Source organism: Streptomyces meridianus (assembly GCF_023703325.1).
GTDB lineage: Bacteria > Actinomycetota > Actinomycetes > Streptomycetales > Streptomycetaceae > Streptomyces > Streptomyces meridianus.
The window spans coordinates 24403-46455 of the sequence record NZ_JAMQGM010000009.1; the positions used below are offsets into that span (position 1 = coordinate 24403).

At 72.1% G+C, this 22053-nt stretch carries 19 protein-coding genes; 13 read left to right on the plus strand and 6 right to left on the minus strand.

Annotated elements, in window-relative coordinates; genetic code table 11:
• Positions 1 to 30 precede the first annotated feature (30 nt).
• Positions 31 to 471, minus strand: coding sequence for a cell division protein SepF (locus M1E25_RS04275; RefSeq protein WP_251409764.1), 441 nt, complete (start codon positions 469 to 471; stop codon positions 31 to 33).
• A 284-nt stretch (positions 472 to 755) separates the two neighbouring features.
• Here M1E25_RS04275 and M1E25_RS04280 point away from each other — a divergent pair, with 284 nt between their 5' ends.
• The 6 genes from M1E25_RS04280 to M1E25_RS04305 all read left to right on the plus strand — a co-directional run bounded on the left by M1E25_RS04280 (position 756) and on the right by M1E25_RS04305 (position 10832).
• A complete protein-coding gene (locus M1E25_RS04280; protein WP_251409766.1) occupies positions 756 to 1934 on the plus strand; it encodes a DUF5685 family protein in 1179 nt (392 codons plus the stop codon).
• 435 nt (positions 1935 to 2369) lie between these two features.
• The gene (locus M1E25_RS04285; protein WP_251409769.1) at positions 2370 to 3206 is read left to right on the plus strand and encodes a S1 family peptidase; all 837 of its coding nucleotides are present in this window, start codon (positions 2370 to 2372) and stop codon (positions 3204 to 3206) included.
• A 196-nt stretch (positions 3207 to 3402) separates the two neighbouring features.
• Positions 3403 to 4407, plus strand: a complete 1005-nt coding sequence (locus M1E25_RS04290) for a slipin family protein (protein ID WP_251409771.1) — start codon at positions 3403 to 3405, stop codon at positions 4405 to 4407.
• 338 nt (positions 4408 to 4745) lie between these two features.
• Positions 4746 to 5819, plus strand: a complete 1074-nt coding sequence (locus M1E25_RS04295; protein WP_251409774.1) for a S1 family peptidase — start codon at positions 4746 to 4748, stop codon at positions 5817 to 5819.
• A gap of 403 nt (positions 5820 to 6222) precedes the next feature.
• Positions 6223 to 9750, plus strand: a complete 3528-nt coding sequence (locus tag M1E25_RS04300) for a DNA polymerase III subunit alpha (protein ID WP_251409777.1) — start codon at positions 6223 to 6225, stop codon at positions 9748 to 9750.
• A complete protein-coding gene (locus M1E25_RS04305; protein WP_251409780.1) occupies positions 9747 to 10832 on the plus strand; it encodes a DNA polymerase Y family protein in 1086 nt (361 codons plus the stop codon). Before M1E25_RS04300 ends, M1E25_RS04305 begins: the two co-directional genes overlap by 4 nt.
• Positions 10833 to 10906: 74 nt before the next feature.
• Here the strand turns inward: M1E25_RS04305 and M1E25_RS04310 are convergent, their stop codons facing one another.
• Positions 10907 to 11302, minus strand: a complete 396-nt coding sequence (locus M1E25_RS04310; protein ID WP_251409783.1) for a nuclear transport factor 2-like protein — start codon at positions 11300 to 11302, stop codon at positions 10907 to 10909.
• Positions 11303 to 11539: 237 nt separating this feature from the next.
• Here M1E25_RS04310 and M1E25_RS04315 point away from each other — a divergent pair, with 237 nt between their 5' ends.
• Positions 11540 to 12415, plus strand: a complete 876-nt coding sequence (locus M1E25_RS04315) for an esterase/lipase family protein (RefSeq protein WP_251409786.1) — start codon at positions 11540 to 11542, stop codon at positions 12413 to 12415.
• Positions 12416 to 12467: 52 nt separating this feature from the next.
• Here the strand turns inward: M1E25_RS04315 and M1E25_RS04320 are convergent, their stop codons facing one another.
• Entirely contained in the window at positions 12468 to 13109 is a 642-nt protein-coding gene (locus M1E25_RS04320; protein ID WP_251409789.1) for a GNAT family N-acetyltransferase, read from the minus strand.
• 154 nt (positions 13110 to 13263) lie between these two features.
• Between M1E25_RS04320 and M1E25_RS04325 the strand changes: the two genes are divergently transcribed.
• Positions 13264 to 13884: a LysE family translocator gene (locus tag M1E25_RS04325; RefSeq protein WP_285830364.1), complete on the plus strand. Its 621-nt coding sequence runs from the start codon at positions 13264 to 13266 to the stop codon at positions 13882 to 13884.
• 98 nt (positions 13885 to 13982) lie between these two features.
• Here M1E25_RS04325 and M1E25_RS04330 read toward each other — a convergent pair whose 3' ends face one another.
• Complete coding sequence (locus M1E25_RS04330) at positions 13983 to 15419, minus strand: short-chain fatty acid transporter (RefSeq protein ID WP_251409795.1); 1437 nt, start codon at positions 15417 to 15419, stop codon at positions 13983 to 13985.
• Positions 15420 to 15717: 298 nt separating this feature from the next.
• On the opposite strand from M1E25_RS04330, the gene M1E25_RS04335 reads away from it, so the two are divergent.
• Positions 15718 to 17271 (plus strand): carboxyl transferase domain-containing protein, encoded by a 1554-nt coding sequence (locus tag M1E25_RS04335; protein WP_251409798.1) that lies wholly within the window; start codon positions 15718 to 15720, stop codon positions 17269 to 17271.
• Positions 17272 to 17320: 49 nt separating this feature from the next.
• Here the strand turns inward: M1E25_RS04335 and M1E25_RS04340 are convergent, their stop codons facing one another.
• Together M1E25_RS04340 and M1E25_RS04345 are read right to left on the minus strand one after the other, a co-directional pair.
• Positions 17321 to 17956, minus strand: a complete 636-nt coding sequence (locus tag M1E25_RS04340) for a LysE family translocator (RefSeq protein ID WP_251409801.1) — start codon at positions 17954 to 17956, stop codon at positions 17321 to 17323.
• A 25-nt stretch (positions 17957 to 17981) separates the two neighbouring features.
• Complete coding sequence (locus M1E25_RS04345; protein WP_251409804.1) at positions 17982 to 18725, minus strand: metallophosphoesterase; 744 nt, start codon at positions 18723 to 18725, stop codon at positions 17982 to 17984.
• 172 nt (positions 18726 to 18897) lie between these two features.
• Here M1E25_RS04345 and M1E25_RS04350 point away from each other — a divergent pair, with 172 nt between their 5' ends.
• The 4 genes from M1E25_RS04350 to M1E25_RS04365 all read left to right on the plus strand — a co-directional run bounded on the left by M1E25_RS04350 (position 18898) and on the right by M1E25_RS04365 (position 21814).
• Positions 18898 to 19518 (plus strand): CGNR zinc finger domain-containing protein, encoded by a 621-nt coding sequence (locus M1E25_RS04350; protein ID WP_251409807.1) that lies wholly within the window; start codon positions 18898 to 18900, stop codon positions 19516 to 19518.
• Between the two features lie 55 nt (positions 19519 to 19573).
• A complete protein-coding gene (locus M1E25_RS04355; protein WP_251409810.1) occupies positions 19574 to 20017 on the plus strand; it encodes a GNAT family N-acetyltransferase in 444 nt (147 codons plus the stop codon).
• A 92-nt stretch (positions 20018 to 20109) separates the two neighbouring features.
• Positions 20110 to 21252, plus strand: coding sequence for a methyltransferase domain-containing protein (locus M1E25_RS04360; RefSeq protein WP_251409813.1), 1143 nt, complete (start codon positions 20110 to 20112; stop codon positions 21250 to 21252).
• A 184-nt stretch (positions 21253 to 21436) separates the two neighbouring features.
• Positions 21437 to 21814 carry a GntR family transcriptional regulator gene (locus tag M1E25_RS04365; RefSeq protein WP_251409816.1) on the plus strand — a complete coding sequence of 126 codons (378 nt, stop codon included), beginning with the start codon at positions 21437 to 21439 and terminating at the stop codon, positions 21812 to 21814.
• The last annotated feature ends 239 nt before the right edge of the window (positions 21815 to 22053 follow it).

Below are 22053 nucleotides of genomic sequence, written 5' to 3' on the forward strand. Positions count from 1 at the left end.
CCCGACCCACCAGCCGGGGCCCTGCCGCTGTCAGCTCTGGTTGAAGAACCCGCCGTCGGCGGAGCGCCGGGCGGAGGGGTCGTTGACGACCGTGTAGTCGCTGGGCGTGAGCAGGAAGACACGGGTGGCGACGCGTTCGATCGAACCGCGCAGGCCGAAGGTGAGCCCCGCCGCGAAGTCCACGACGCGTTTGGCGTCCGCGGGGTCCATGGCCGTGAGGTTCACGATCACCGGCACGCCCTCACGGAAGAGCTCGCCGATGCCCCGGGCGTCGCGGAAGCCGTCCGGGGTGACCGTGGCGATCCGGCGTCCCTGTTCCTGCGCAGCCTCGTTGGCGACCTGGATCCGCGGGTCCGTCACCCAGGCGTCGCCGGGCTCGGGTCCTTCGGCGTAGTCGTCGTCGTAGTACCGCTCGTCATCGTTGTCGTCGACGAGGCCCAGCCAGGCACTCGCCTTGCGCACCGATCCCATGGACGCCTCCTCTCACCCGCGGTCTCTGCTGCCACCTACCCCTCCATGGTCGTCCATGATGCGGAGGATGCGCCAAGCAGATAGCGGTCGCACAACGTTTTCGTGACGGTACTGGTGCACAACGGGTGTCGGCCCATCAGCATTGTTGCTGGACAGGGCTACTGACGGGGTAATACATCCCTTTTTTCGAACCGTATGGGTGACGCAGGGTCGTCCGGGTGAACGCGGCTGCCGCTATCATGCGTCCCGCTCCGCCGGGGGAGTGGAACGAGTCGGGGGGGGAGTTGTTCGGGATCGTCCGTCCGTGCCGGCACCGGCTGCGGGAAGACATGAGGGCCCAGTGGATGGCGCATCTGTGCGGGCTCTGCCTCGCGTTGCGTGCCGGCCACGGCCAGTCGGCCCGGGCCGCCACCAACTACGACGGGCTGATCGTCTCCGTTCTGGTGGAGGCGCAGTCCCCGGTCGCGCAGGGCCGGCGGCGTACGGCGGGACCTTGCCCGCTGCGCGGCATGCGGACCGCCGAAGTGGCGCAGGGCGAAGGGCCCCGGCTCGCTGCCGCGGTCTCCCTGGTGCTGGCCTCGGCGAAGATCCGCGACCATGTTGCCGACGGGGACGGCCTGTTGGCGCGGCGCTCGGCCGCCGCCGTGGCCCGCCGGGTCGCCGGGCGGTGGGACCGGGCCGGGAGCTGTGCCGGGGCGGCGGTCGGATTCGACACCGCGGAGCTGACCGAGGCGGTGGACCGGCAGTACGCGATCGAGGCGTCCGCAGGGCCGGGTACCCCCCTGACGGCGGTGACGGAACCGGCGGAGTCCGCCACCGCCGCCGCGTTCGGCCACACCGCCGTGCTCGCCGGACGTCCGGGGAATGCGGCCCCGCTCCGCGAGGCGGGCCGGTTCTTCGGCCGTCTCGCACACCTGCTGGACGCCGTCGAGGACTTCGGACATGACACCGCCTCAGGTCTCTGGAACCCGGTCACCGCCACCGGTGCCGACCTTGCCGAGGTGCGGCGGCTGTGCGACGACGCAGTCCACGGCGTGCGCCTGGCGCTGCGGGAAGCCGAGTTCGTGGACGGCCGACTGGTGCACCTCCTGCTGGTCCACGAGTTGAAGCGGTCGGTCGACCGGGCCTTCCGGGCTTCCGGATCCTCCTGCCCGCCGGAGGGCCGGAACGCCGACGGCGAACGGCCCCCGTCGCCGTGGATCACCCGGGATCCGCACGGTCCCGACGAGCCCGGAGCGCCGCCGTCCCGCCCGCGCCGCCGCGGCGCACTGGCCGGCTGCGCGGTCTGGACCGGGCTGTTCTGCACCGGCCAGGTGTGCTGCCGCGACCCCTACGAGGATCCGTGGACGGGTGAGCCCCGCGAGGGCTGGTGCCATAAGTGCGACTGCGACTGCTGTGACTGCTGCGATGGCTGTGACTGTTGCGGCGGCGATGGCTGCTGCGACTGCGGGTGCGACTGCTGACCCGAGGGTCGGAATCCGGACACCGGCGATCGCTGTGCGGAGGCCTGTCGAATTGCTTCGTCCCCTCCCGGGTCCACCCCCGGGCGATGCGCACCGGACGTGGAACTGCCCTCTCCCGCTTTCCGGAATCACCTTGCGTCTGTTTGCTCCCGTTGTCGCCGTCCTCATCGTCACCTGTCGGCGAACTTTCTTGATCACGGCCGAAACAAGGTCTTGCGCGGGGAGCTCCGGCCGCCGAATACTCCCCCTCAACTGCTTGTCAGGGGCACGCCGATCAAGCCGGATCAACCGGCAGGGGTGGCTGTTTTCTGACGGCAGGTCACGGGCCCGCCCCCAACGGGCCCGCCGGTTCCCCACGACTGGAGGAAATATGTGAAGATCACGCGCACTGCCCCCCACCGCAACTCTGTTGCGAGACGCGCGCGGCTCATCGCCATGACGGCCGGCCTCGCTGCCGCCGCCCTTGCCGTCCCGGCTGCCACCGCTTCGGCGCAGCCCGCCCCGGCCACGTTCAGCGCCTCGGCGCTGGCGCAGGTCAGCGACGCGGTGGAGACGGCCGACGTGGCCGGCACCGCCTGGTACGTCGACCAGAAGACCGACAAGGTCGTCGTCACGGCCGACTCGACGGTCTCCAAGGCCGGGATAGCGAAGATCAAGAAGGAGGCCGGCGCCAAGGCCGGTGCCATCGAGATCAACCGCACCGAGGGCAAGTTCAACAAGCTCATCGCCGGCGGCGAGGCCATCACCACCGGTGGCTCCCGTTGCTCGCTCGGCTTCAACGTCCAGAGCGGCAGCGGCACCAAGTACGCCCTGACCGCGGGCCACTGCACCAACGCGGGCAGCTCCTGGTCGATCGGCACCACGGCGGGCAGCAGCTTCCCGACGAACGACTACGGCATCATCCAGCACTCGAACCCGTCTGCCGCGGACGGCCGGGTGTACCTCTACAACGGCTCGTACCGGGACATCACCGGTGCCGGCAGCGCCTCGGTCGGTCAGTCCGTCCAGCGCAGCGGCAGCACGACGGGCCTCCACGGCGGCACCGTCACCGGCCTCAACGCGACTGTCAACTACGGCAACGGCGACATCGTGTACGGCCTGATCCAGACCAACGTCTGCGCCGAGCCCGGCGACAGCGGCGGTGCGATGTTCTCCGGCAGCACCGCGCTCGGTCTGACCTCCGGTGGCAGCGGCAACTGCTCCTCCGGTGGCACCACGTTCTTCCAGCCGGTCACCGAGGCGCTGAGCGCCTATGGCGTGAGCATCATCTGAGCAGGTCACCGGCCCGGTCTTCTCCCCGGTGAGCACTCGCCCCCGCCCGGATCCCGGGCGGGGGCGAGGTGCTTGCGCGGGCCCGGCGCAGCCCGGTCGGCCGCCTTCCGGGACTCTCCCCGATGGTTCGAAACTGGACTATCGTTAAAAAAGGGGCACGAGTGTTTCCTGGGCGAGAGGGACGGCGGGTGGCCTGATGATCGGGGAGCTTCTGGCAGCAGTGATCGCACTGGCGGCATGTGCTGCCGTATACGTCATGGCGGCCGCCAAGGTCGTCAAGCAGTACGAGCGCGGGGTCGTCTTCCGGCTCGGGAGGCTTCTCCCGGAGGTGCGGCAGCCCGGATTCACCATGATCGTTCCGGCGATCGACCGGCTCCGCAAAGTGAACCTGCAGATCGTCACGTTGCCCGTGCCGGCGCAGGAGGGCATCACCCGGGACAACGTCACGGTCCGGGTCGATGCCGTCGTCTATTTCAAGGTCGTCGACGCCGCCGACGCGATCGTCCGGGTGGAGGACTATCGCTTCGCCGTCTCGCAGATGGCTCAGACCTCGCTGCGGTCGATCATCGGCAAGAGTGATCTGGACGACCTGCTCTCCAACCGGGAGAAGCTCAACGAGGGGCTGGAGTTGATGATCGACAGCCCCGCCGTCGGCTGGGGGGTCCACATCGACAGGGTCGAGATCAAGGATGTCTCCCTGCCCGAGGCGATGAAGCGGTCCATGGCCCGCCAGGCCGAGGCGGCCCGGGACCGGCGTGCACGGGTCATCAATGCGGACGCCGAGCTGCAGGCATCGAAGAAGCTGTCCGAGGCGGCCGCGCAGATGTCCGGGCAACCCGCCGCCCTGCAGTTGCGGCTGCTGCAGACCGTGGTCGCGGTGGCGGCGGAGAAGAACTCGACCCTTGTGCTGCCGTTCCCGGTGGAACTGCTGCGTTTCCTCGAGCGGGCGCAGGGGACGGCGACGACCGCGGTGGAGAGCGCGCCGGCCGGTGATTCGGGGGCGGAAGCCGCCCGGGCCACGCCCGGATCCTCGTCCGCGGCGTCCGGCGGACAGGGGGTGCTCCGGGAGCAGGAGCCCCCGGTGGTGTTCGAAATGCCCGAGACGCCCGTGCGTCCGATGGCCGGCCGCCGGTCCCGGCCGGGGCCCTCGCCGGACCAGGCGGAGAAGCCCCTTCCGCCCGGGGTGTACGACGGGGAGTGACGTGCGAGCTCTATGACTGGAATTCAGAATTTTCCGGTCGATTACTGGCCACGGCTGTTCCTTCGGTCCGCATGCCGGAACGATCGTGAGACTGCCGGAAAGCCCTGCTGACCTGCTCTGACGCAGGTTTCCATGTGATGCGCCTCGTCCGCGGGGCGCATCTTCGCTATGGTGTGCCCGGCTTGAAATCGACCTTGTGTTCGGCGAATGGACGCCGGAGAACTCTGCGGTAGCGATTGACATGGACGCGTCCTGTTTGGGGTGCTCTGTCCGTGTTGGGCGTACCCCGGGCCCGAGCTCCCCACGGCGGTGGCCCGCCCCCCACTGGAGGAAAAGACTTGAAGCACCGTCGCATCACCAAACGGGGCACCTCGATAGCTGCGGCCGGTGCGGCCGCAGTGATCGCGGGAGCGCTGACGTTCTCGTACGCCAGCGCATCGCAGGCGCCGAGTGAGCGGATCCTCTCGGTCGAGGGCGCGGGCCGGCTCGCGACCTCGCTGGTCGCCGACCTCGACGGCCGGACCGCCGGCTCGTTCTACGACGCGAAGTCCCGGAAGCTCGTCGTGAACGTGGTCGACGAGTCGGCGGCGGAGCGGGTGCGGGACAAGGGTGCCGTCGCCAAGATCGTCGCCCACACGCTCGGCGAGCTGAACTCGGCGCGGGCGACGCTGAAGTCGAAGGCCACCATCCCCGGGACCTCCTGGTCGATCGACCCCCGTTCGAACAAGGTGGTCGTGACGGCCGACTCCACGGTCAAGGGCGCCAAGCTGGCCAAGCTCACCGAGGTCACCCGCAGCCTCGGCGGCAAGGTCGAGGTCAACCGCTCCGCGGGGGAGTTCGAGCCGTTCGTCGCCGGCGGCGACGCCATCTGGGGCGGCAGCAGCCGCTGCTCGCTCGGCTTCAACGTGGTCAGGAACGGTGAGCCGTACTTCCTCACCGCGGGCCACTGCACCGCGGCGGTGCAGAGCTGGTCGGACACGCAGGGCGGCGCGCAGATCGGAGTCACCGAGGAGGGCAGTTTCCCCGGTGACGACTACGGACTGGTCAAGTACACGGCCGGCACCGACCACCCCAGCGAGGTCGACCTCTACAACGGCAGCGCCCAGGCCATCACGCAGGCCGGTGAGGCCACGGTGGGCCAGCAGGTGCAGCGCAGCGGCAGCACCACGCAGCTCCACGACGGCCAGGTGACCGGGCTCGACGAGACGGTCAACTACCAGGAGGGCACGGTCGAGGGTCTGATCAAGACCGACGTCTGCGCCGAGCCCGGCGACAGCGGCGGTGCGATGTTCTCCGGCAGCACCGCCCTCGGCCTGACCTCCGGCGGCAGCGGCGACTGCTCCGCAGGCGGCACGACCTTCTTCCAGCCCGTGACCGAGGCGCTCGATGCGTACGGCGCCGAGATCGGCTAGGACCCGACGCCCACGTCCCACAGGGCCGGCCCCCGTACACCTCCCCAGGTGTACGGGGGCCGGCGCCGTTCCCGGTCCTGGTTCCCGGGTGCCCCACGGTCCCGGAGCGGGGCCGGGAAGCGGCCTCGTTGCGGTTCGTGCTGCCGGAGTCGTCCCTCTGGGCATGGGGGCGCGCTCTCGCGGGGCCGGCCGGAGGGGAGTGGCCGATGCGCGGAGCGATGCACCTCCGAACGTTCATTTCCGGTCGTCCGGGGAGTGCCCCCCGGGTGCGCTCGGGAGACGTCCTGGCGAGGAAAGGCTGTGGTCGTGCTGCTCGTACGAATGTTCGAAGAGTGGTTTATGGTGGAGGCAAGGGGTGGCCAGAAACAGTCGGTCGGCGGGGTGAGCTCAGCGGGAGGTGCGCATGCCGGACTTCACGCATCTGCATACCGCCTCCGGGTTCTCCGTGCGCTACGGGGCCACGCACCCGGAGCGGCTCGCCGAGCGCGCCGCGGAGCGCGGACTGGAAGCCCTCGCGCTCACGGACCGGGACACCCTCGCCGGCGCGGTCCGCTTCGCCAAGGCCTGCGCGAAGGCCGGCGTCCGGCCGTTGTTCGGGGCAGACCTGGCCGTAGCGGAGGAACGAGGACGGGACCGGCAGGGCGGCTCAGCCGCGGCCGGACCCGGAAATCGCACCGAGCGCAGACGGACCCCGGTGCGCGGCGGGGCGTTCATCGACGAATCGGCACCCCGCGCGGTCTTCCTCGCCCGGGACGGCGCCCCGGGCTGGGCGGCCCTGTGCCGGCTGGTCTCGGCCGCTCACGCCGGGACGCCGGAGCGGCCCGTACTGGAGTGGAACGACCTCGAGCACCTGGCCGGAGAAGGGGTCACCGTTCTCCTCGGTCCGGACTCGGAGGTCGGACGGGCCCTGGCAGCGGGTCGGCCCGATCGGGCCGCGCGGCTGATCGAGCCCTGGAGGGAGATCCACGGCAGCGCGCTGCGGCTGGAGATCGTCCACCACAGGCGCCCCGCCGGAGCAGGCAACGGCCCGGGCTCGCTGCGCCTGGCCGCCCGCACCCTCGGCTTCGCCCGGGAACAGGGCGTGGGAGCAGTGCTGACCAACGCCGTCCGCTACGCGGATCCCGGACAGGGACCGGTCGCCGACGTGCTCGACGCCTCCCGCAGGCTGGTCCCCGTCGACCCGCGCAAGCCCGGGGGACTCGACAGTGGTGAGCGCTGGCTCAAGGGCGCACCGGAGATGGCGGGCCTGGCGGAGGAGGTCGTGCAGGCCGCGGGTCTGCGCCGCGACACCGCGCTCGCCTTGCTGGAACAGACCCGCCGGACCGCCGCGGAGTGCCGGGTGGACCCGGAGGACGACCTCGGCATCGGCAGCGTCCACTTCCCCGAGGCCCACCTGGTGGGCGGCGGCCGGCGCACCGCCGACCGGGTGCTGCGCTCCCGCTGCGCCGCCGCGATGGTGATGCGCGGCTACGACCGCGACCGTGCCCGGTGGGAGCGACTGCACGACGAACTCGGCACCATCGGGCACCACGGATTCGCCTCGTACTTCCTGACCGTCGCCCAGGTCGTCGACGACGCCCGGGGCCTCGGCGTCCGCGTCGCGGCCCGCGGGTCCGGAGCGGGATCGCTGGTCAACCACCTGCTCGGCATCGCGCACGCCGACCCCGTCGAGCACGGACTGCTGATGGAACGCTTCCTGTCCAGGGAACGGCGCGTCCTGCCCGACATCGACATCGACGTCGAGTCCGCCCGCCGCCTCGACGTGTACCGGGCGATCTTCGAGCGTTTCGGCGCGGAGCGGGTGGCCACGCTCGCCATGCCCGAGACCTACCGGGTGCGGCACGCGGTCCGGGACGTGGGCGCCGCCCTGGGCATGGATCCGGCCGAGGTGGACCGGATCGCCAAGGCGTTCCCGCACATTCGCGCCCGGGACGCCCGTGCAGCGCTCGCCGAACTGCCCGAACTGCGGGAGGTCGCCGCCGGGCAGGACCGGTACGGCAGGCTGTGGGAACTGGTCGAGGCCCTCGACGCACTGCCTCGCGGGACGGCCATGCACCCCTGCGGAGTGCTGCTGTCCGACGCCTCGCTGCACGACCGGACCCCCGTGGTCAGCAGTGGCGACGGATTCCCCATGTCCCAGTTCGACAAGGACGACGTCGAGGACCTGGGGCTGCTCAAGCTCGACGTGCTCGGGGTCCGGATGCAGTCCGCGATGGCCCACGCCGCCGCCGAGGTGCAGCGCACGACGGGCCGGCCGCTCGACCTCGACGATCCGCAGCAGGTACCGCCGGGCGACCCTGCCACCTACGAGCTGATCCGGTCCACCGAGACCCTCGGATGCTTCCAGATCGAGTCGCCGGGCCAGCGCGACCTGATCGGAAGGCTCGAGCCCGCCACCTTCCACGACCTGGTGGTCGACATCTCGCTGTTCCGACCCGGGCCGGTCGCCGCCGACATGGTCCGCCCCTTCATCGAGGCGCGGCACGGCCGCCGCCCCGCCCGCTACCCGCACCCCGATCTGGAGGGCGCGCTGCGGGACACGTACGGCGTCGTCGTCTTCCACGAGCAGATCATCGAGATCCTTTCGGTCATGACCGGCTGCTCCCGGGGGACGGCGGACGAGGCCCGGCGCGCGCTCTCCGACTCCGGACGGCAGGGACGGGTGCGGGCCTGGTTCGCGGCCGAGGCGGCCGGACGCGGCTACCCGCCGGAGACGGTCCGGGCCACCTGGGAGATCGTCGAGGCCTTCGGGTCCTATGGGTTCTGCAAGGCGCACGCCGTCGCGTTCGCCGTGCCCACCTACCAGTCGGCGTGGCTGAAAGCCCATCATCCGGCGGCCTTCTACGCCGGGCTGCTCACCCACGATCCCGGGATGTACCCGAAGCGGCTGCTGCTCGCGGACGCCCGGCGGCGCGGGGTGCCGGTCCTGCCGTTGGACGTCAACCGGTCGGCAGTCGCTTATGGAATCGAACTGGAGTCTGACGGTAAGTGGGGCATACGCCTCGCACTCGCCGATGTCCACGGCATCAGCGACGCCGAGGCGCAGCGGATCGAGTCCGGACAGCCGTACTCCACGCTCCAGGACTTCTGGCAACGGGCGCGCCCCGGGAGGCCCGTCGCCGAACGGCTCGCCCAGGTCGGCGCGCTGGAGGCCTTCGGCGGCAACCGCCGCGACCTGCTGCTGAACATCGCCGAACTGCACCGGCTGCACCGGACCGCCTCCCGCCGCGGTGCGGGAACACGCACCGGACAGCTTCCGCTCGACGCCGGGCCGCGCACCGCCGTCGAGCCCGCCGGGCTGCCCGACCTCGACCGGGACGAACGCCTCGGCGCCGAACTCGGTGTCCTCGGCATGGACACCTCCCGGCACCTCATGGGCGACCACACCGCCCTGCTGGAGGAGCTGGGCGCGATCCCGGCGAAGCGGCTGCGGGACGCACGGCACGGAGAGACCGTCCTCGTCGCCGGGGCCAAGGCGGCCACCCAGACCCCGCCGATCCGCTCCGGACGGCGCGTCATCTTCATCACCCTCGACGACGGCACCGGCCTCGCCGACCTCGCCTTCTTCGACGACAGCCACGCCGCCTGCGCGCACACCGTCTTCCACTCCTGGCTGCTGCTGGTGCGCGGGACGGTCCAGCGCCGCGGCCCGCGCAGTCTCAGCGTCGTCGGCGTCCGGGCCTGGGACCTCGCCGAACTCGCCGGACTGCGCCGGACCGGCGGTCTCGACGCGGTCGCCGCCCGCCTCGCGGAGACCGTGCCCGAGCCGCCCGCCGACGGCACCGGTCCCCGCCCCGCGGCGGCCGGCCGGCGCATCGGCATGCCCACCGGGTACGAGATGCACCCCTGGGCCGACCTCCAGCCGGCGGGCGACCGCGCCGCCACCGGCCGCAAGCTGTGGCACTCCAGTCCGGGGAGCGCGGGACCATGACCGCACGGACGACGCAGCACCCCGGTCCGGAGCGGGAGCGGACGTCCCCCGCGGGCCCGCACGTGCTGTACGTGCGCTTCCATCCCACTGCCCGGAGCGGCTCGCTCGACCCGGACACGTACACCCGGCTCCTCGGCCTGCTCGCCGAGTTCACGCCCGTGGTGCAGGCGCTGCCCCCCGACACGGCGATCGCCGATGTCCGCGGCGCGCTGCGCTACTTCGGCCGGGATGCGGCCGGACTCGCCGCGCTCGTACGGATCCGCGCTCTCGCCCGTCACGACACGGACTGCACGATCGGTGTCGCCGCCAACCCGCTTCTCGCACGGGTCGCTGCCGGAACAACGGGCCGTCCCGGTGCGATCCGCACCGTTCCCGACGACCCGGCCGCGGTGGCCGGCTTCCTCGCCCGCAAGCCCGCCGGCGTGCTGCACGGCGTGGGCCCCGCGACGGCCCGCACCCTCAGCGCCTACGGACTCGACAGCGTCGGCCGGATCGCGGCCGCGCCGCCCGCGACCCTCCAGCGGATCCTCGGCGCGAGCGCGGGCCGGCGGGTCCACGAGCGGGCCCGCGGGATCGACCCGACCTCTGTCACGCCACAGGCGCCGCCCCGCTCCCTGAGCACCGAACACCCTTTCCGGCAGGATGAGTTGGACCCGGACCGGCGGCGACGGGCGCTGCTCATGCTCGCCTGCCGGCTCGGCGACGCGCTGCGCACCGAAGGACGGCTGGCCAGGGCGCTGACCCTCACCGTCCGCTACGCCGACGGTTCCACGACCACCCGCAGCCGGACCCTGGCGGAACCGACGGGCCACACCCCCGCACTGACCGCCGCGGCCTATGCCCTGCACGACGCGCTGGCGCTCCAGCGGGCCCGGGTCCGCGGGGTCTCGCTCCGGGCTGAAAAGATCACCGGCGACGACTCCGCCGGCCACCAGCTCACGTTCGACGAGCAGGCCACCCGGGCCCGCATTCTCGAGCCGGTGATCGACCGGCTCAACTCCCGCTGGCCGGGCGCGGTCCGGCCGGCCACCCTCGCCGGCCCGGATGCGGCTGCGGAATCCGGGCGGCCGAGGAGCGCCTGACGCCCTTTCGGGCCTGTGGGTGCCCGGGCTCGACGACATCGGGGCTCCGCCCCGGTCGTGGTCCGGCGCGCCGCTCAGTCCTGGGTGAGGGCATCCGCGGCCGGCCAGACGCCGTCCCGGGGCATCTCCAGCCTCTCGGAGAGTCCGCTGCGCCACTCCGGCGGAGGGAACGGCTCACCCCAGTAGTCGGTCACCCGGACCGCCTCGCCCGCCACCAGCTCGGCGATCGACACGTTCCGGTAGACCCGTCCGTCGCCGTAGTCCGTGCTCCACTCGACGGTCAGGGTGTCCCCGCCGGCATGCCTCCTGCCCACGCCGAGCCGCAGTCCGGCGAAGTGTGACTCCACCTCTGCGATACGGGCACGACCGTGCAGGATCTCGCCGCTCTGCGGCCACTGCCGTACCGCGTTCTCCGCCAGGGGGACACCGAGGATCCGCTCCAGCCGGGTCCTGTGCGCTGCTTCAGTCATGCGGCGGACGCTACTCCCGGAGTTCCCCCGATCCGCTCCGCGCCATGGGCCCGCTCGGGCTCCGCAGCCTGTTCGGCGCAACGGGGTACCTCAGCACGGCATCTGACGGTTTTTTTACCGACCGGTAGCTGGTGACCTTTGCTACTCGCCCGTAGTTTGACAACCGACCAGCCGTTTCGTGACCCGGGTCACAGAGGAGCAGCGCCCCCAACCTGACCGGAAACGCAAGGAGTTCCCATGAAGCTGCCCTGGAAGCGGACCCTCCGGATCCTGCCGGTGATTTTGATGGCCGTCGGTCTCGGTGCGGCCCCCGCAGCCGCCCGGCCGGCCACGAGCGACCACACCGCCCGTACGCAGGCGGGATGGAACGACTTCAGCTGCAAGCCGTCCGCCGCCCACCCCCGGCCCGTGGTGCTCGTCCACGGAACGTTCGGCAACTCCGTCGACAACTGGCTCGGCCTCGCGCCCTACCTGGTGCAGCGCGGGTACTGCGTCTACTCGCTCGACTACGGGCAGCTCCCCGGTGTGCCCTTCTTCCACGGTCTCGGCCCGATCGAGGACTCGGCGCGGCAGCTGGAGGTCTACGTCGACCGCGTCCTGGAGGCCACAGGCGCCGCCGAGACCGACATCGTCGGCCACTCCCAGGGCGGCATGATGCCCCGGCAGTACCTCAAGTTCCATGGCGGGGCCGCGAAGGTGCACACCCTCGTGGGCCTGGCCCCGGACAACCACGGCACCACCATGGGCGGACTCACCGAGCTCGTCCGGCAGTTCCCCGGCGCCGAGGACGCGGTCGACGAGCACACCCCCGGCCTCGCCGACCAGATGGCCGGATCCGACTTCCTGCGCAGGCTCAACGAGGGCGGCGACACCGTGCCGGGCGTGCGGTACACCGTCATCGCCACCCGCTACGACCAGGTGGTCACCCCGTACACCTCGCAGTTCCTGGCCGGGCCCGACGTGCGCAACGTGCTCCTGCAGGACCTCTGCCCGGCCGACGTCTCCGAGCACCTGGCCATCGGACTGGCCGATCGGATCGCCTTCCACGAGGCGGCCAACGCCCTGGATCCGGACCGTGCCACCCCGACCACCTGTGCCTCCGCATTGAGCTGACGGGCCGGAACCCTGCCGACCGCGGGCCGGAACAGGGCCCGCAACGGCCGGGTCAGATGCCGAACAACGCCCTGCACGGCGCCAGTCCGTCCAGCCGGACCGGCGTCGTGCGGTGCGCCTGCCAGCTCTCGCGGTCCAGGCGCAGCCGTTGCAGTGTGACCGCCTCGCCGCGCACCGAGGCGGTCAGCAGTCCGTCCGGCCGGTAGCCCAGCTTCCTCGAGACACCCAGCGAGCGCTGGTTGTCCGTCATGGCCGAGGACGTCAGGGACCGGGCCCCCAGCCCCTCGAACGCGAGATGCGCCACGGCCGCTCGCCTCTCCGTGCCGATGCCCCGGCCCTGGTACGCCGTTCCCAGCCAGGAACCCGTCTCCGCCTCACGGGTCACGGGGAAGCAACTCGTCATCAGGTCCTGCCGCCCGACCACCTGCCCCTGGTGCAGCACCGCGAGGCTGAGCGTCCACTGCTCCGGCTGCCATGCGGCGACGGTCCCCAGCACGTGCTGGAACGTCCCCCGCGCCCGTTCCTCGGGGGACGTGTCCGTCCACGGCACGGTGAACGGCATCTGCGCCGGGTCGTGCACGCCGGCTCCGGCGACGGCTGCCAGTGCGTCGAGCGCGTCGAGGTCCGGCAGCCGCAGTTCGAGGCGGGGCGTTGTGATCCGCAACCCGTACAAGGGCCAGTGACGGGGCTTCATGGACACAGTGTTCCGGCAAGCCTCCGGGGCGCGTCCAACCAATTACCGGGGACGTCCTGACGTCCTACGACAAAGGTCCCTCTCGACACGTTCGCGGGATGCGCGGCAGGATCCGGTCGTGCTCGATCCCCAGCGGCTGGCCGCGTTCTGTGCGATGTCCCTCCTCCTGTCCGCCCTCCCCGGGCCCGCCGTGCTGTTCGTCGTCGGCCGGGCCCTGGCCCATGGCCGGCGGGCCGCCCTGGCATCCGTGGCCGGCAACGCGCTCGGCGGGTACCTGCTGGTCGTCGCTGTCGCGTGGGGGATCGGGAGCGCGGTGGAGAAGTCCGCGGTTCTCTTCGGCCTGATCAGGACGGCGGGCGCCGCCTACCTGGTGTACCTCGGCGTCCAGGCGTTGCGCAGCCACCGCAGGCCGTCCCCGCCCGACGCCCGCGCCTTCGAGGCCGCGCGGACGGCCGCTTCCCGAACCACGGTCCGGCACGTGTGGCAGGGCTTCGTGGTGGGTGTGACGAATCCGAAGAGCATCGTCTTCCTCACCGCCGTGCTGCCCCAGTTCGTGGACCGTGCGGCGGGCCACGTGGTGGTGCAGATGCTGCTGCTCGGACTGGCGGGGGCGCTGTTGCAGATCCTGTCCGACAGCGGCTGGGGCATGGCGGCGTCGGCAGCCCGTACCTGGATGGGGAGGTCTCCGCGCCGCTTGGCGGCCCTCGGCCGCACCGGGGGTCTGACGATGATCGGGCTCGGCGTGGGCGTGGCCGTCACCGGCCGGAGCGGGTAGCGGACCGGCGGAGCGCCGGGTGCGTACGTCCTGACTGCACGCCCCCGGCACCTCGCGGCGTCCAGTGATGGGGCCGGGAAACCTGCCCGGCCACGGCATCAGATCTGCGCGAACACGGTGACCAGCACCAGGACGACCGGGAAGCAGGCGAGGAACATCGCGAACGTGTACCCCATGATGTCCCGGGCCTTGAGTCCCAGAACGGCCAGTGTCGGAAGCATCCAGAACGGCTGCAGGAAGTTCGCCGACGCCTCCGCCAGGTCGTAGACGACGACCATCCATCCCTGGTCCACGTTCAGCTGGTTCGCCGCGCCGATGACGTACGGCGCCTCGATGACCCACTTGCTGCCGCCGCTCGGGACGAAGACCCCCAGCACCGCCGAGTAGACGGCGATGAGCGGCGCGAAGAGGACCTCGTCGGACACGCTGACCAGCCAGCCGGCGATCTGCTTGGAGAGCCCCGTGAACGCGATCATGCCGAAGATGGCCCCGTAGAACGGGAACTGCAGCAGCACACCGGAGGCGGCGGGCGCGCCGCGGCGGACGGCGTCCGCCATGCGTATCGGCCGCCAGTGCAGGCAGAGCGCGAGCAGCAGCAGGATGAGGATGACCGTGTTGAGGTCGAGCGCCGCGATCGGATTGCCCTCGGCACTCGCGAAGTGGCGGACCAGGTACCACAGTCCCAGCAGTCCGGTCAGGATCGCGAACAGCGGGCTGTGCTCGAGCCAGTCGCCGGGGCGGCGGGTGGCGGTCTGCTTCTCCTGGCGGTCCTCCAGCAGCGGGCGGAGTTCGATCCCGAGGTCCTCCGCGGTCCTGGCACGGGCTGCGGTCGGTGCGAGGAACCAGGCCGTGGTGAGGGCCACCAGGAAGACGACGAGCGTCGACACCAGGCTCTGCCAGGTGAAGATGGTGTCGGTCAGCGGGATGATCCCCTCACCGTTGCGGCCCTCGGCGATCACCTTCTGCACGGCCTCCGGGCTGGACGCGGGGCTGGCCACCTGAAGGGCCGCCGAGCCGGAGAAACCCTGCGCCCACACCGTGCCCAGCCCGAGGAAGGCCATCGCGCCGATCGCCCGGTAGTCCACACCGCGCACGACCCGGGCGATCTCCTTGGCCAGAATGGCGGTGAAGACCAGGCTGAACGCCCAGTTGAGGTAGGCGCTGATCATCGCGACCGCAGCGGTGAAGGTGATCGCCGCACGGGGCGTTCTCGGCACCTGCGCCAGACGGGCGATCAGCCGGGCGACGGGCGCGGAGACCGCCACCGCGTACCCGCCGATGATGATCATCGCCATCTGCAGGGTGAACTCGATCAGCGACCAGAAACCCTCGCCCCAGGCGTCGGCCAGGGCGGTGGGGCTCTCGCCCGTGGCCAGCCCGAGAGCGAAGACGATGAACGTGCCGACGAGCACGAACCCGAACGCGTCCGGCAGCCACTTCTCGGTGAAGGCGGTGAACCGCAGGGCGACCCGTGCCAGCCGGGTCTCCTCCTCCCGCTCCCCGGCACCGGGTGCGGTCTCGACGTCACCGGCCATGCCCTGCCTCGCTTCCCTCGTCGGACGGCCGGTTCCGTGCGCGTCGTCGGGCGCGTCCGGCCGGACCGTGAACTGGCACCGCATCCTTCAGGTGCCGGTGGACGAGGGGAAGAGGCCGGCCCCGTTTCTCCGGTTTCTCTGCCGCCGCTCGGCCGCACCCGGCGTGTCACGGCCCGGAGGTGGCCTCGTGGACCGTCCCGTGGGCCGCTTCTGTGGCGTCGGGAGACATGGCGGACGGCAACGTCCCCGCGTAAGTGCGCCTTGCCGGTGGTGACGGCCGCCGTGGCAGGGTGGATCCATGACCGGATCCGGCCACCGCGCCCCAGTGCTCCAGCTCATCGACACCGTCGCCGATCCCGGCAGCTGGATCGGCTGGGACGAACCGGTCGAGCCGGGTGGAACGTCTTCCCCCGGGGCCGCCGCAGCCACCTCCGATCCGGACTACGCCGCCGACCTGGCGAAGGCCAGGGAAAGCACCGGCCTCGACGAGTCCGTCGTCACCGGCGAGGCGCGCATCGGGGGCCGCCGGGTCGCCGTCGTCGCCTGCGAGTTCCGCTTCCTCGCCGGTTCGATCGGCCTCACGGCGGGGGAGCGGCTGGTGCGCGCGGTGGAACGGGCCACGGCTCAGCGGCTTCCGCTGCTGGCCGCCCCGGCTTCCGGGGGAACGCGGATGCAGGAGGGCACGGTTGCCTTCGTCCAGATGATCAAGGTGACGGCGGCCATCGCCGAGCACAAGGCGGCCGGGCTGCCCTACCTCGTGCACCTGCGGCATCCGACGACCGGCGGCGTCCTCGCTTCCTGGGGATCGCTCGGTCACCTCACGTCCGCTGAGCCGGAGGCGCTCATCGGCTTCCTCGGGCCGCGGGTGCACGAAGCGCTGTACGGCGAGCCGTTCCCCTCCGGCGTCCAGGTCGCCGAGAACCTCCTGGCTCACGGCCTGGTCGACGCGGTGCTGACGTCCGGTGAACTCCCCGCCGTCCTGGCCCGTGCGCTCGACGTGCTGTGCCCGGCGCCCGCCCCGGACCACCGTACGGCCGTGCCGGCTCCCTGGCAGGAGTGCCGTCCCGGGGCGCCCGTTCCGTCCACCGCGGACTCGATACGGCGTTCCCGGCGCCCCGAACGCCCGGGCGTCCGCGACCTGTTGCAGGTGGCGGGCACCTCGGTCACCCTCTTCAACGGCACGGGCGCGGGGGAGCACGACCCCGGCCTCTGCCTCGCGCTGGCCCGGATCGGCGGCGCGCCCTGTGTCGTCCTCGGCCACGACCGGCGCGGCGCCCACGCGCCGCCGCTTGGCCCGGGGGGCCTGAGGGAGGCCCGGCGCGGAATGCGGCTGGCCGCGGAGCTCGGTCTTCCGCTGCTCACCGTCGTCGACACCGCGGGCGCCGCGCTCTCGAGGGAGGCGGAGGAGGGAGGGCTGGCGGCCGAGATCGCCCGGTGCCTCGCCGACCTCGTCACCCTGCCCGCGCCGACCCTCTGCCTGCTGCTGGGCCAGGGCGCGGGCGGGGGAGCACTGGCACTGCTGCCCGCCGACCGGGTGCTCGCCGCCCGCCACGCCTGGCTCTCGCCGCTGCCGCCCGAAGGTGCGTCGGCGATCCTGCACCGCACCACGGAGCGGGCGTTCGAGGTGGCAGGAGGACAGGGCGTCCGCTCCGCCGATCTCCTGGAGCAGGGCATCGTCGACCGTGTCGTCGAGGAGGCCGACGGGGACCTGGACGCCGCCGACCGCCCGGAGGAGTTCCTCACCCGTCTCGGGCGTCTGGTCGGTGCCGAACTCGACGCCCTGCGCGGGCAGCCGTCCGGCACACGGCTCGTGGCCCGTCGGCTCAAGCACCGGCGCCTGGGGCTGGGCTGAACCGTGCGCCGGCCGGCCCGGCGGTCGACGCCGCGGGTGAGCCGGCGCCCTACGCCACGGCCGACCGCAGGCCCAGCCCGAGCAGCACGAGAGCCGTGACCCGGGTGAGGCAGTCCTTGACGCGCGGTGTACGCAGCGCGCGTGCCGCCCGGCCGGCGAGCAGGGACCAGAACAGGAGCCAGAGCGTCATGAGGACGGCATGTGCGGTGGCGAGAACGAGGATCTGGCCGGTGAGGGCACGCTCCGGGGCGACGAACTGGGGCACCAGGGTCAGGTACACGGAGGCCGCTTTGGGGTTCAGGACGTTGGCGGCCAACGCCTGGGCGTAGGCGGAACCGGTGAACCCCGGCAGGCGCCGGCGGACGCGCGACCGCGAGAGGGTCTCCGGCGGCCGTCTTCCGGCCGAGCACCAGGTCCACACGCCCAGACCGATCAGAAAGACCGCTCCGCCGAGCCGGACCGACCGGAAGGCCTGGTCGGAGTGCATGACCAGGGCGGACAGTCCCGCAGCCGCGAGCACGGCGTGAACGTACAGACCGGTGGCGGTGCCGAGGACGACGGGCAGAGCCCGGCCGCGGCCGCGTTCGGTGACCTGCCGCATCAGCAGCGCGAGACTCGCCCCGGGCGTGGCGACCAGGGGGAGTATCGCGGTGAGGAACGCGGCCACGGCATGGTGATGCGCCATTTGTGTCTCCGGCAGCCCGCGGGTGTCAGATCACGACGCGGTAATGGGTGGTCAGGCGTCCGTCGTCGTCGAGGACGTGGAAGGCGAGGGCGGGTGGCTGTTCGCGGTCCGCGGGACGGTCGCCCTCCCAGGGCAGGCGCAGCGTCCACGTGACCGCGGGGCCGACGACGAGCGGCCGGCCGGCGAACATGGAGGCCGCCGCGGTGTGCGCGTGACCGGTGAGAACAGCAGTGACCTGGGGGTGCGAAGCAAGGACGGTCGCCAGGCCTGCGGGTTGCCCGAGCAGGTATCGGTCGGGGAGCGGGTGATGGAGGCCGACCGGCGGATGGTGGAAGGCGATCAGGGCGGGCGTCTCCCGGGGCAGACCGTCGAGCGTGCCCGCGATCCAGTCCAGGGTCTCCGCGTCGAGCAGGCCCTCGTCCCGTCCAGGAATGGACGAGTCGCACATGAGGATCGCGGTTCCGGCGATGTGGTGGGCCCGGTTGACGGGACCGTCGGAGGCAGGCTCGGCGAGCAACCCCTTGCGGTACGCCACCCGTTCGTCGTGGTTGCCGGGGCAGGGCAGCACGGGGAACGGGGCGGCGAGGAGGCGCGCCGCCTCCTCGTACTCGGCCGGGTCGCCGTGGTCGGCGATGTCCCCGGTGACCAGCAGGGCATCGACCGGACGCGGCAGGGCCCGGAGGTGGTCCATGACGCGCAGGGCCCGCTGCGTCGCACGCTCGCTTCCGTCCAGGTGGAGATCGCTGATCTGAGCCAGCAGAGTTCCCATCGCTGTTGCCCTCCCGCGGCGGATGCCGCCACGATCCGTGCAGCCGCACAGCGCGGGCTGCCATGGATCCGGACTCTAATGGCACAGCGTCAATGTTTCATTAGAATCCCGGGATCAGGGCTGTGAGTGTGATCCGTTGACGAAGGGTGGGACGGGCGGAAAGGGGAACGGCATGGACCGGGATCTGGCGTTGGAGCTGGTCGGCACGATCCGGCACGACGGGGCCGGCGGAGTCGCCGACGACTGGGGCGACCTCCTGAGGACATCCGCGTGGATCCGCGACCGGGCCGAGCTCCTGGCCGTCGGCGTCGAAGCGGACGGCTTCGCCGCCGACGAGGCGCTCAGAAGGGAGCTGGTCGCTCTCCGGCAGGCGGTACGGGCGCTGTTCGCACAGGCGGTGAGGCCGTCGCCGCCGAGCCCCGCGGACGCCGGCCGTCTCATGCCCGCAGACCGGGCTCTGGCTGCTTTGAACGCCGCGGCCCGGCGGGAGCCCGTCATCCCTCAACTGGAGTGGGCAGATGGGGAGCCGCCGTCGGTCCGGTTGCTGTCGGACGGCCCCGATTTCCGGATGCGGCTCGTCGCTGCCCTGGCTCGCGCGGCCATCGACTTCCTGGCCGGCCCGGAACTCGACCGCCTGCGGGCCTGTACCGCTCCGCGCTGCGTCCGGTATTTCGTCAGGAGCCACGGACGCCAGGAGTGGTGCAAGCCGTCGTGCGGCAACCGGGCCCGGGTCGCGCGCCACTACCGGCGCCGCAGCACGACAGCAGCGGATGCGGAGCCCTCGCAGGAGTGAGGCGTGGGCGCGCCGCGAACCGTCCGCCGACTGCCCGCCGATCGAGGAGAAGCACGTGCACGACGCCATCCGCCCCGCGGGGCCCGCCGATGCCGCAGCCGTGCGCGCCGTGACGGAAGCCGCCTACCGCCACTACGTCGAGCGGATCGGGATCCGCCCGGCGCCGATGGACGCGAACCACGAGGCGGACATCGCGGCCGGGCGGGTCCACGTGACGGGGGAGCCCGCGTCCGGCGTGCTGGTCCTCGTCGCCGAGGCCGATCACCTCTTCGTGGAGAGCGTCGCCGTCCACCCCGATCACCAGGGCTATGGGGCCGGCCGACGGCTGCTCGACTTCGCCGACGCCCGCGCCCGGGAACTCGGCCTGCCGGAGATCCGCCTCTACACCAACGTGTTGATGTGGGAGAACCAGCGCCTCTATCCCCGGCACGGCTACGAGATCACCGAGCGCCGGGTGGACGGGCCCTACGACAGGATCCACTACCGCAAGCGGCTCTGAGGCCGCAGACCCGGCCGGCCCGCCGGTGCGGACGCGGACCCGCGGCGCCGGGCCCCGGTCGAGATGTCAGTGGCGGGTGCGAGGATCCGTCCATGGGAGCCGAGAGCGCCACCATCGCGTACTGGAACGCCGCCGCAGCCGGGTTCGACGACGAACCCGACCACGGGCTGCGCGACCCCGGCGTGCGGGCGGCCTGGGCCGAACGGCTCGCGGACTGGCTCCCCGGCGAACCGTCGGACGTCCTCGACGTCGGCTGCGGTACCGGCAGCCTGGCCCTGCTCGCCTGCGAGCAGGGCCACCGGGTCACCGCGGTCGACCTGTCACCGGCCATGGCCGAACGGGCGCGGGCCAAGCTCGCCGGCACCGGCGCGGACGTTCTGGTCGGCGACGCAGCTCACCCCCCGGTCGGCGAGCGGAAGTTCGACGTGGTCCTCGCCCGGCACCTGCTGTGGGCGCTGCCGTCCCCCGAGGCCGTGCTGCGCCACTGGGTCTCCCTGGTGCGCCCCGGCGGCCGGCTGGTTCTGGTGGAGGGTGTCTGGGGACAGGTGAATCCGATCGGCATCCCCGCCGCGGCCCTCGCAGCCGCGGCCGAGCCGCTTGCTGCCCGCCTGCACACCGAACGTCTCTCCGCCGACCCCCGGCTCTGGGGGCGGCAGGTGACCGACGAGCGGTACGCGATGGTGGTCCGTCCGGCCCCGCCGCAGCGTCACGCCGAAATCGTGGATGTGCACCTGATCCTGCGCCGGGGCGATGAGGTCCTGCTGGGCCGCCGGGCGGGCACCGGTTACGCCGACGGACTGCTGCACGCGCCCTCCGGGCGTCTCGAGGACGGCGAGGACGTCGTCGAGGCCATGGTGCGTGAGGCCCGTGAGGAGACCGGAATGGACCTGGCTCCCGAGGACCTGCGCGTCGCCCTCGTCATGCAGCACTGCGCCCCCGGCGAACAACCGCGGATGGGCTGGTTCTTCGAGGCCACTGCCGGGGAGGGCGGCGAACCGGTGAACGCCGAGCCCGACAAGTGCTCGGAGATCGGCTGGTTCCCGCTCGCCGAATTGCCCGACGACATGGTCGCTTACTGCCGGGCCGGCCTGGACGCGTACCGGGCGGGCCACCGTTTCGTGCTGCACCGGCACCGGCCCGGGGACGCGATCGCCCACTCCCCGGGCTCACCGTCCCGCGCGGTCCCCCTGCCGGGTACCCGGAGTGCCCGGCCGTCCCCGCCGCCGGCCGGCTGAATCAGCCGGCTTCGCCCACGCCGAAACGGCCGGCCGGCAAAGGTGTTCGAAGCCACCGCCCGGGAGCGTACGCACCGCGGGCGGCGCCTGCCGACTGCTCGGATCAACTCGGAGCGGCTGCGGGCAGGCAGCTCCCCGGTATGCCACACAATGGGTGCGACGAACGTGTCGTGAGGAGCTGTCCGTGAAGTTGCAGATCAGCGTCGACCCCGGTTCGCCCGAGCCGCCGTACGAGCAGGTGAGGGCCCAACTGGCCGATCAGGCCCGGTCGGGAGCGCTTCCGGTCGGCTACCGGCTGCCGACGGTGCGCGGGATGGCCGAGGAACTCGGGCTCGCCGCGAACACCGTGGCCAAGGCGTACCGGGCCCTGGAGTCGGACGGTGTGATCGAGACCCGGGGGCGCAACGGCACGTTCGTCGCGGCGGCCGGAGAAGCAGCGGAGCGCGAGGCCGCGGCAGCGGCGACTGCTTACGCGCAGCGGGTCCACCGGCTCGGCCTGGACCGTCGGGCAGCCCGAGCGGCGGTCGAGGAGGCGTTGCGGGCCGCGTACGGGGGAGCCTGACGGTACGTTGCGGGCCGTGGTCGCCCCGAAGGGCGGGCGGGGTGCGGGTCCGGGGCAGGCCCCGGGAGCGGGCCGCGCGGGCGAATTGGCGCCAATTATGAGGCCATACGGGGCAAGGTTTGGCATGGACACTTCCAAAGTATCCGTGGTGCTGCTACCACAGATCTGGCAGCAATCCTGCTTTGGGAGGTTCCATGAAACTGTCCCGTATCGCGGCCACTCTGTCCGCATTCCTTCTC

Bases quoted from the DNA above. Each gene is read 5' to 3' on its own strand.
- M1E25_RS04350 (WP_251409807.1), top strand. From the start codon at position 18,898: ATGGACCGGGATCTGGCGTTGGAGCTGGTCGGCACGATCCGGCACGAC.
- M1E25_RS04290 (WP_251409771.1), top strand. From the start codon at position 3,403: ATGATCGGGGAGCTTCTGGCAGCAGTGATCGCACTGGCGGCATGTGCT.
- M1E25_RS04325 (WP_285830364.1), top strand. From the start codon at position 13,264: ATGTCCCTCCTCCTGTCCGCCCTCCCCGGGCCCGCCGTGCTGTTCGTC.
- M1E25_RS04320 (WP_251409789.1), bottom strand. From the start codon at position 13,109: ATGAAGCCCCGTCACTGGCCCTTGTACGGGTTGCGGATCACAACGCCC.
- M1E25_RS04360 (WP_251409813.1), top strand. From the start codon at position 20,110: ATGGGAGCCGAGAGCGCCACCATCGCGTACTGGAACGCCGCCGCAGCC.
- M1E25_RS04310 (WP_251409783.1), bottom strand. From the start codon at position 11,302: ATGACTGAAGCAGCGCACAGGACCCGGCTGGAGCGGATCCTCGGTGTC.
- M1E25_RS04340 (WP_251409801.1), bottom strand. From the start codon at position 17,956: ATGGCGCATCACCATGCCGTGGCCGCGTTCCTCACCGCGATACTCCCC.
- M1E25_RS04275 (WP_251409764.1), bottom strand. From the start codon at position 471: ATGGGATCGGTGCGCAAGGCGAGTGCCTGGCTGGGCCTCGTCGACGAC.
- M1E25_RS04335 (WP_251409798.1), top strand. From the start codon at position 15,718: ATGACCGGATCCGGCCACCGCGCCCCAGTGCTCCAGCTCATCGACACC.
- M1E25_RS04305 (WP_251409780.1), top strand. From the start codon at position 9,747: ATGACCGCACGGACGACGCAGCACCCCGGTCCGGAGCGGGAGCGGACG.
- M1E25_RS04300 (WP_251409777.1), top strand. From the start codon at position 6,223: ATGCCGGACTTCACGCATCTGCATACCGCCTCCGGGTTCTCCGTGCGC.
- M1E25_RS04345 (WP_251409804.1), bottom strand. From the start codon at position 18,725: ATGGGAACTCTGCTGGCTCAGATCAGCGATCTCCACCTGGACGGAAGC.
- M1E25_RS04285 (WP_251409769.1), top strand. From the start codon at position 2,370: ATGACGGCCGGCCTCGCTGCCGCCGCCCTTGCCGTCCCGGCTGCCACC.
- M1E25_RS04330 (WP_251409795.1), bottom strand. From the start codon at position 15,419: ATGGCCGGTGACGTCGAGACCGCACCCGGTGCCGGGGAGCGGGAGGAG.
- M1E25_RS04315 (WP_251409786.1), top strand. From the start codon at position 11,540: ATGAAGCTGCCCTGGAAGCGGACCCTCCGGATCCTGCCGGTGATTTTG.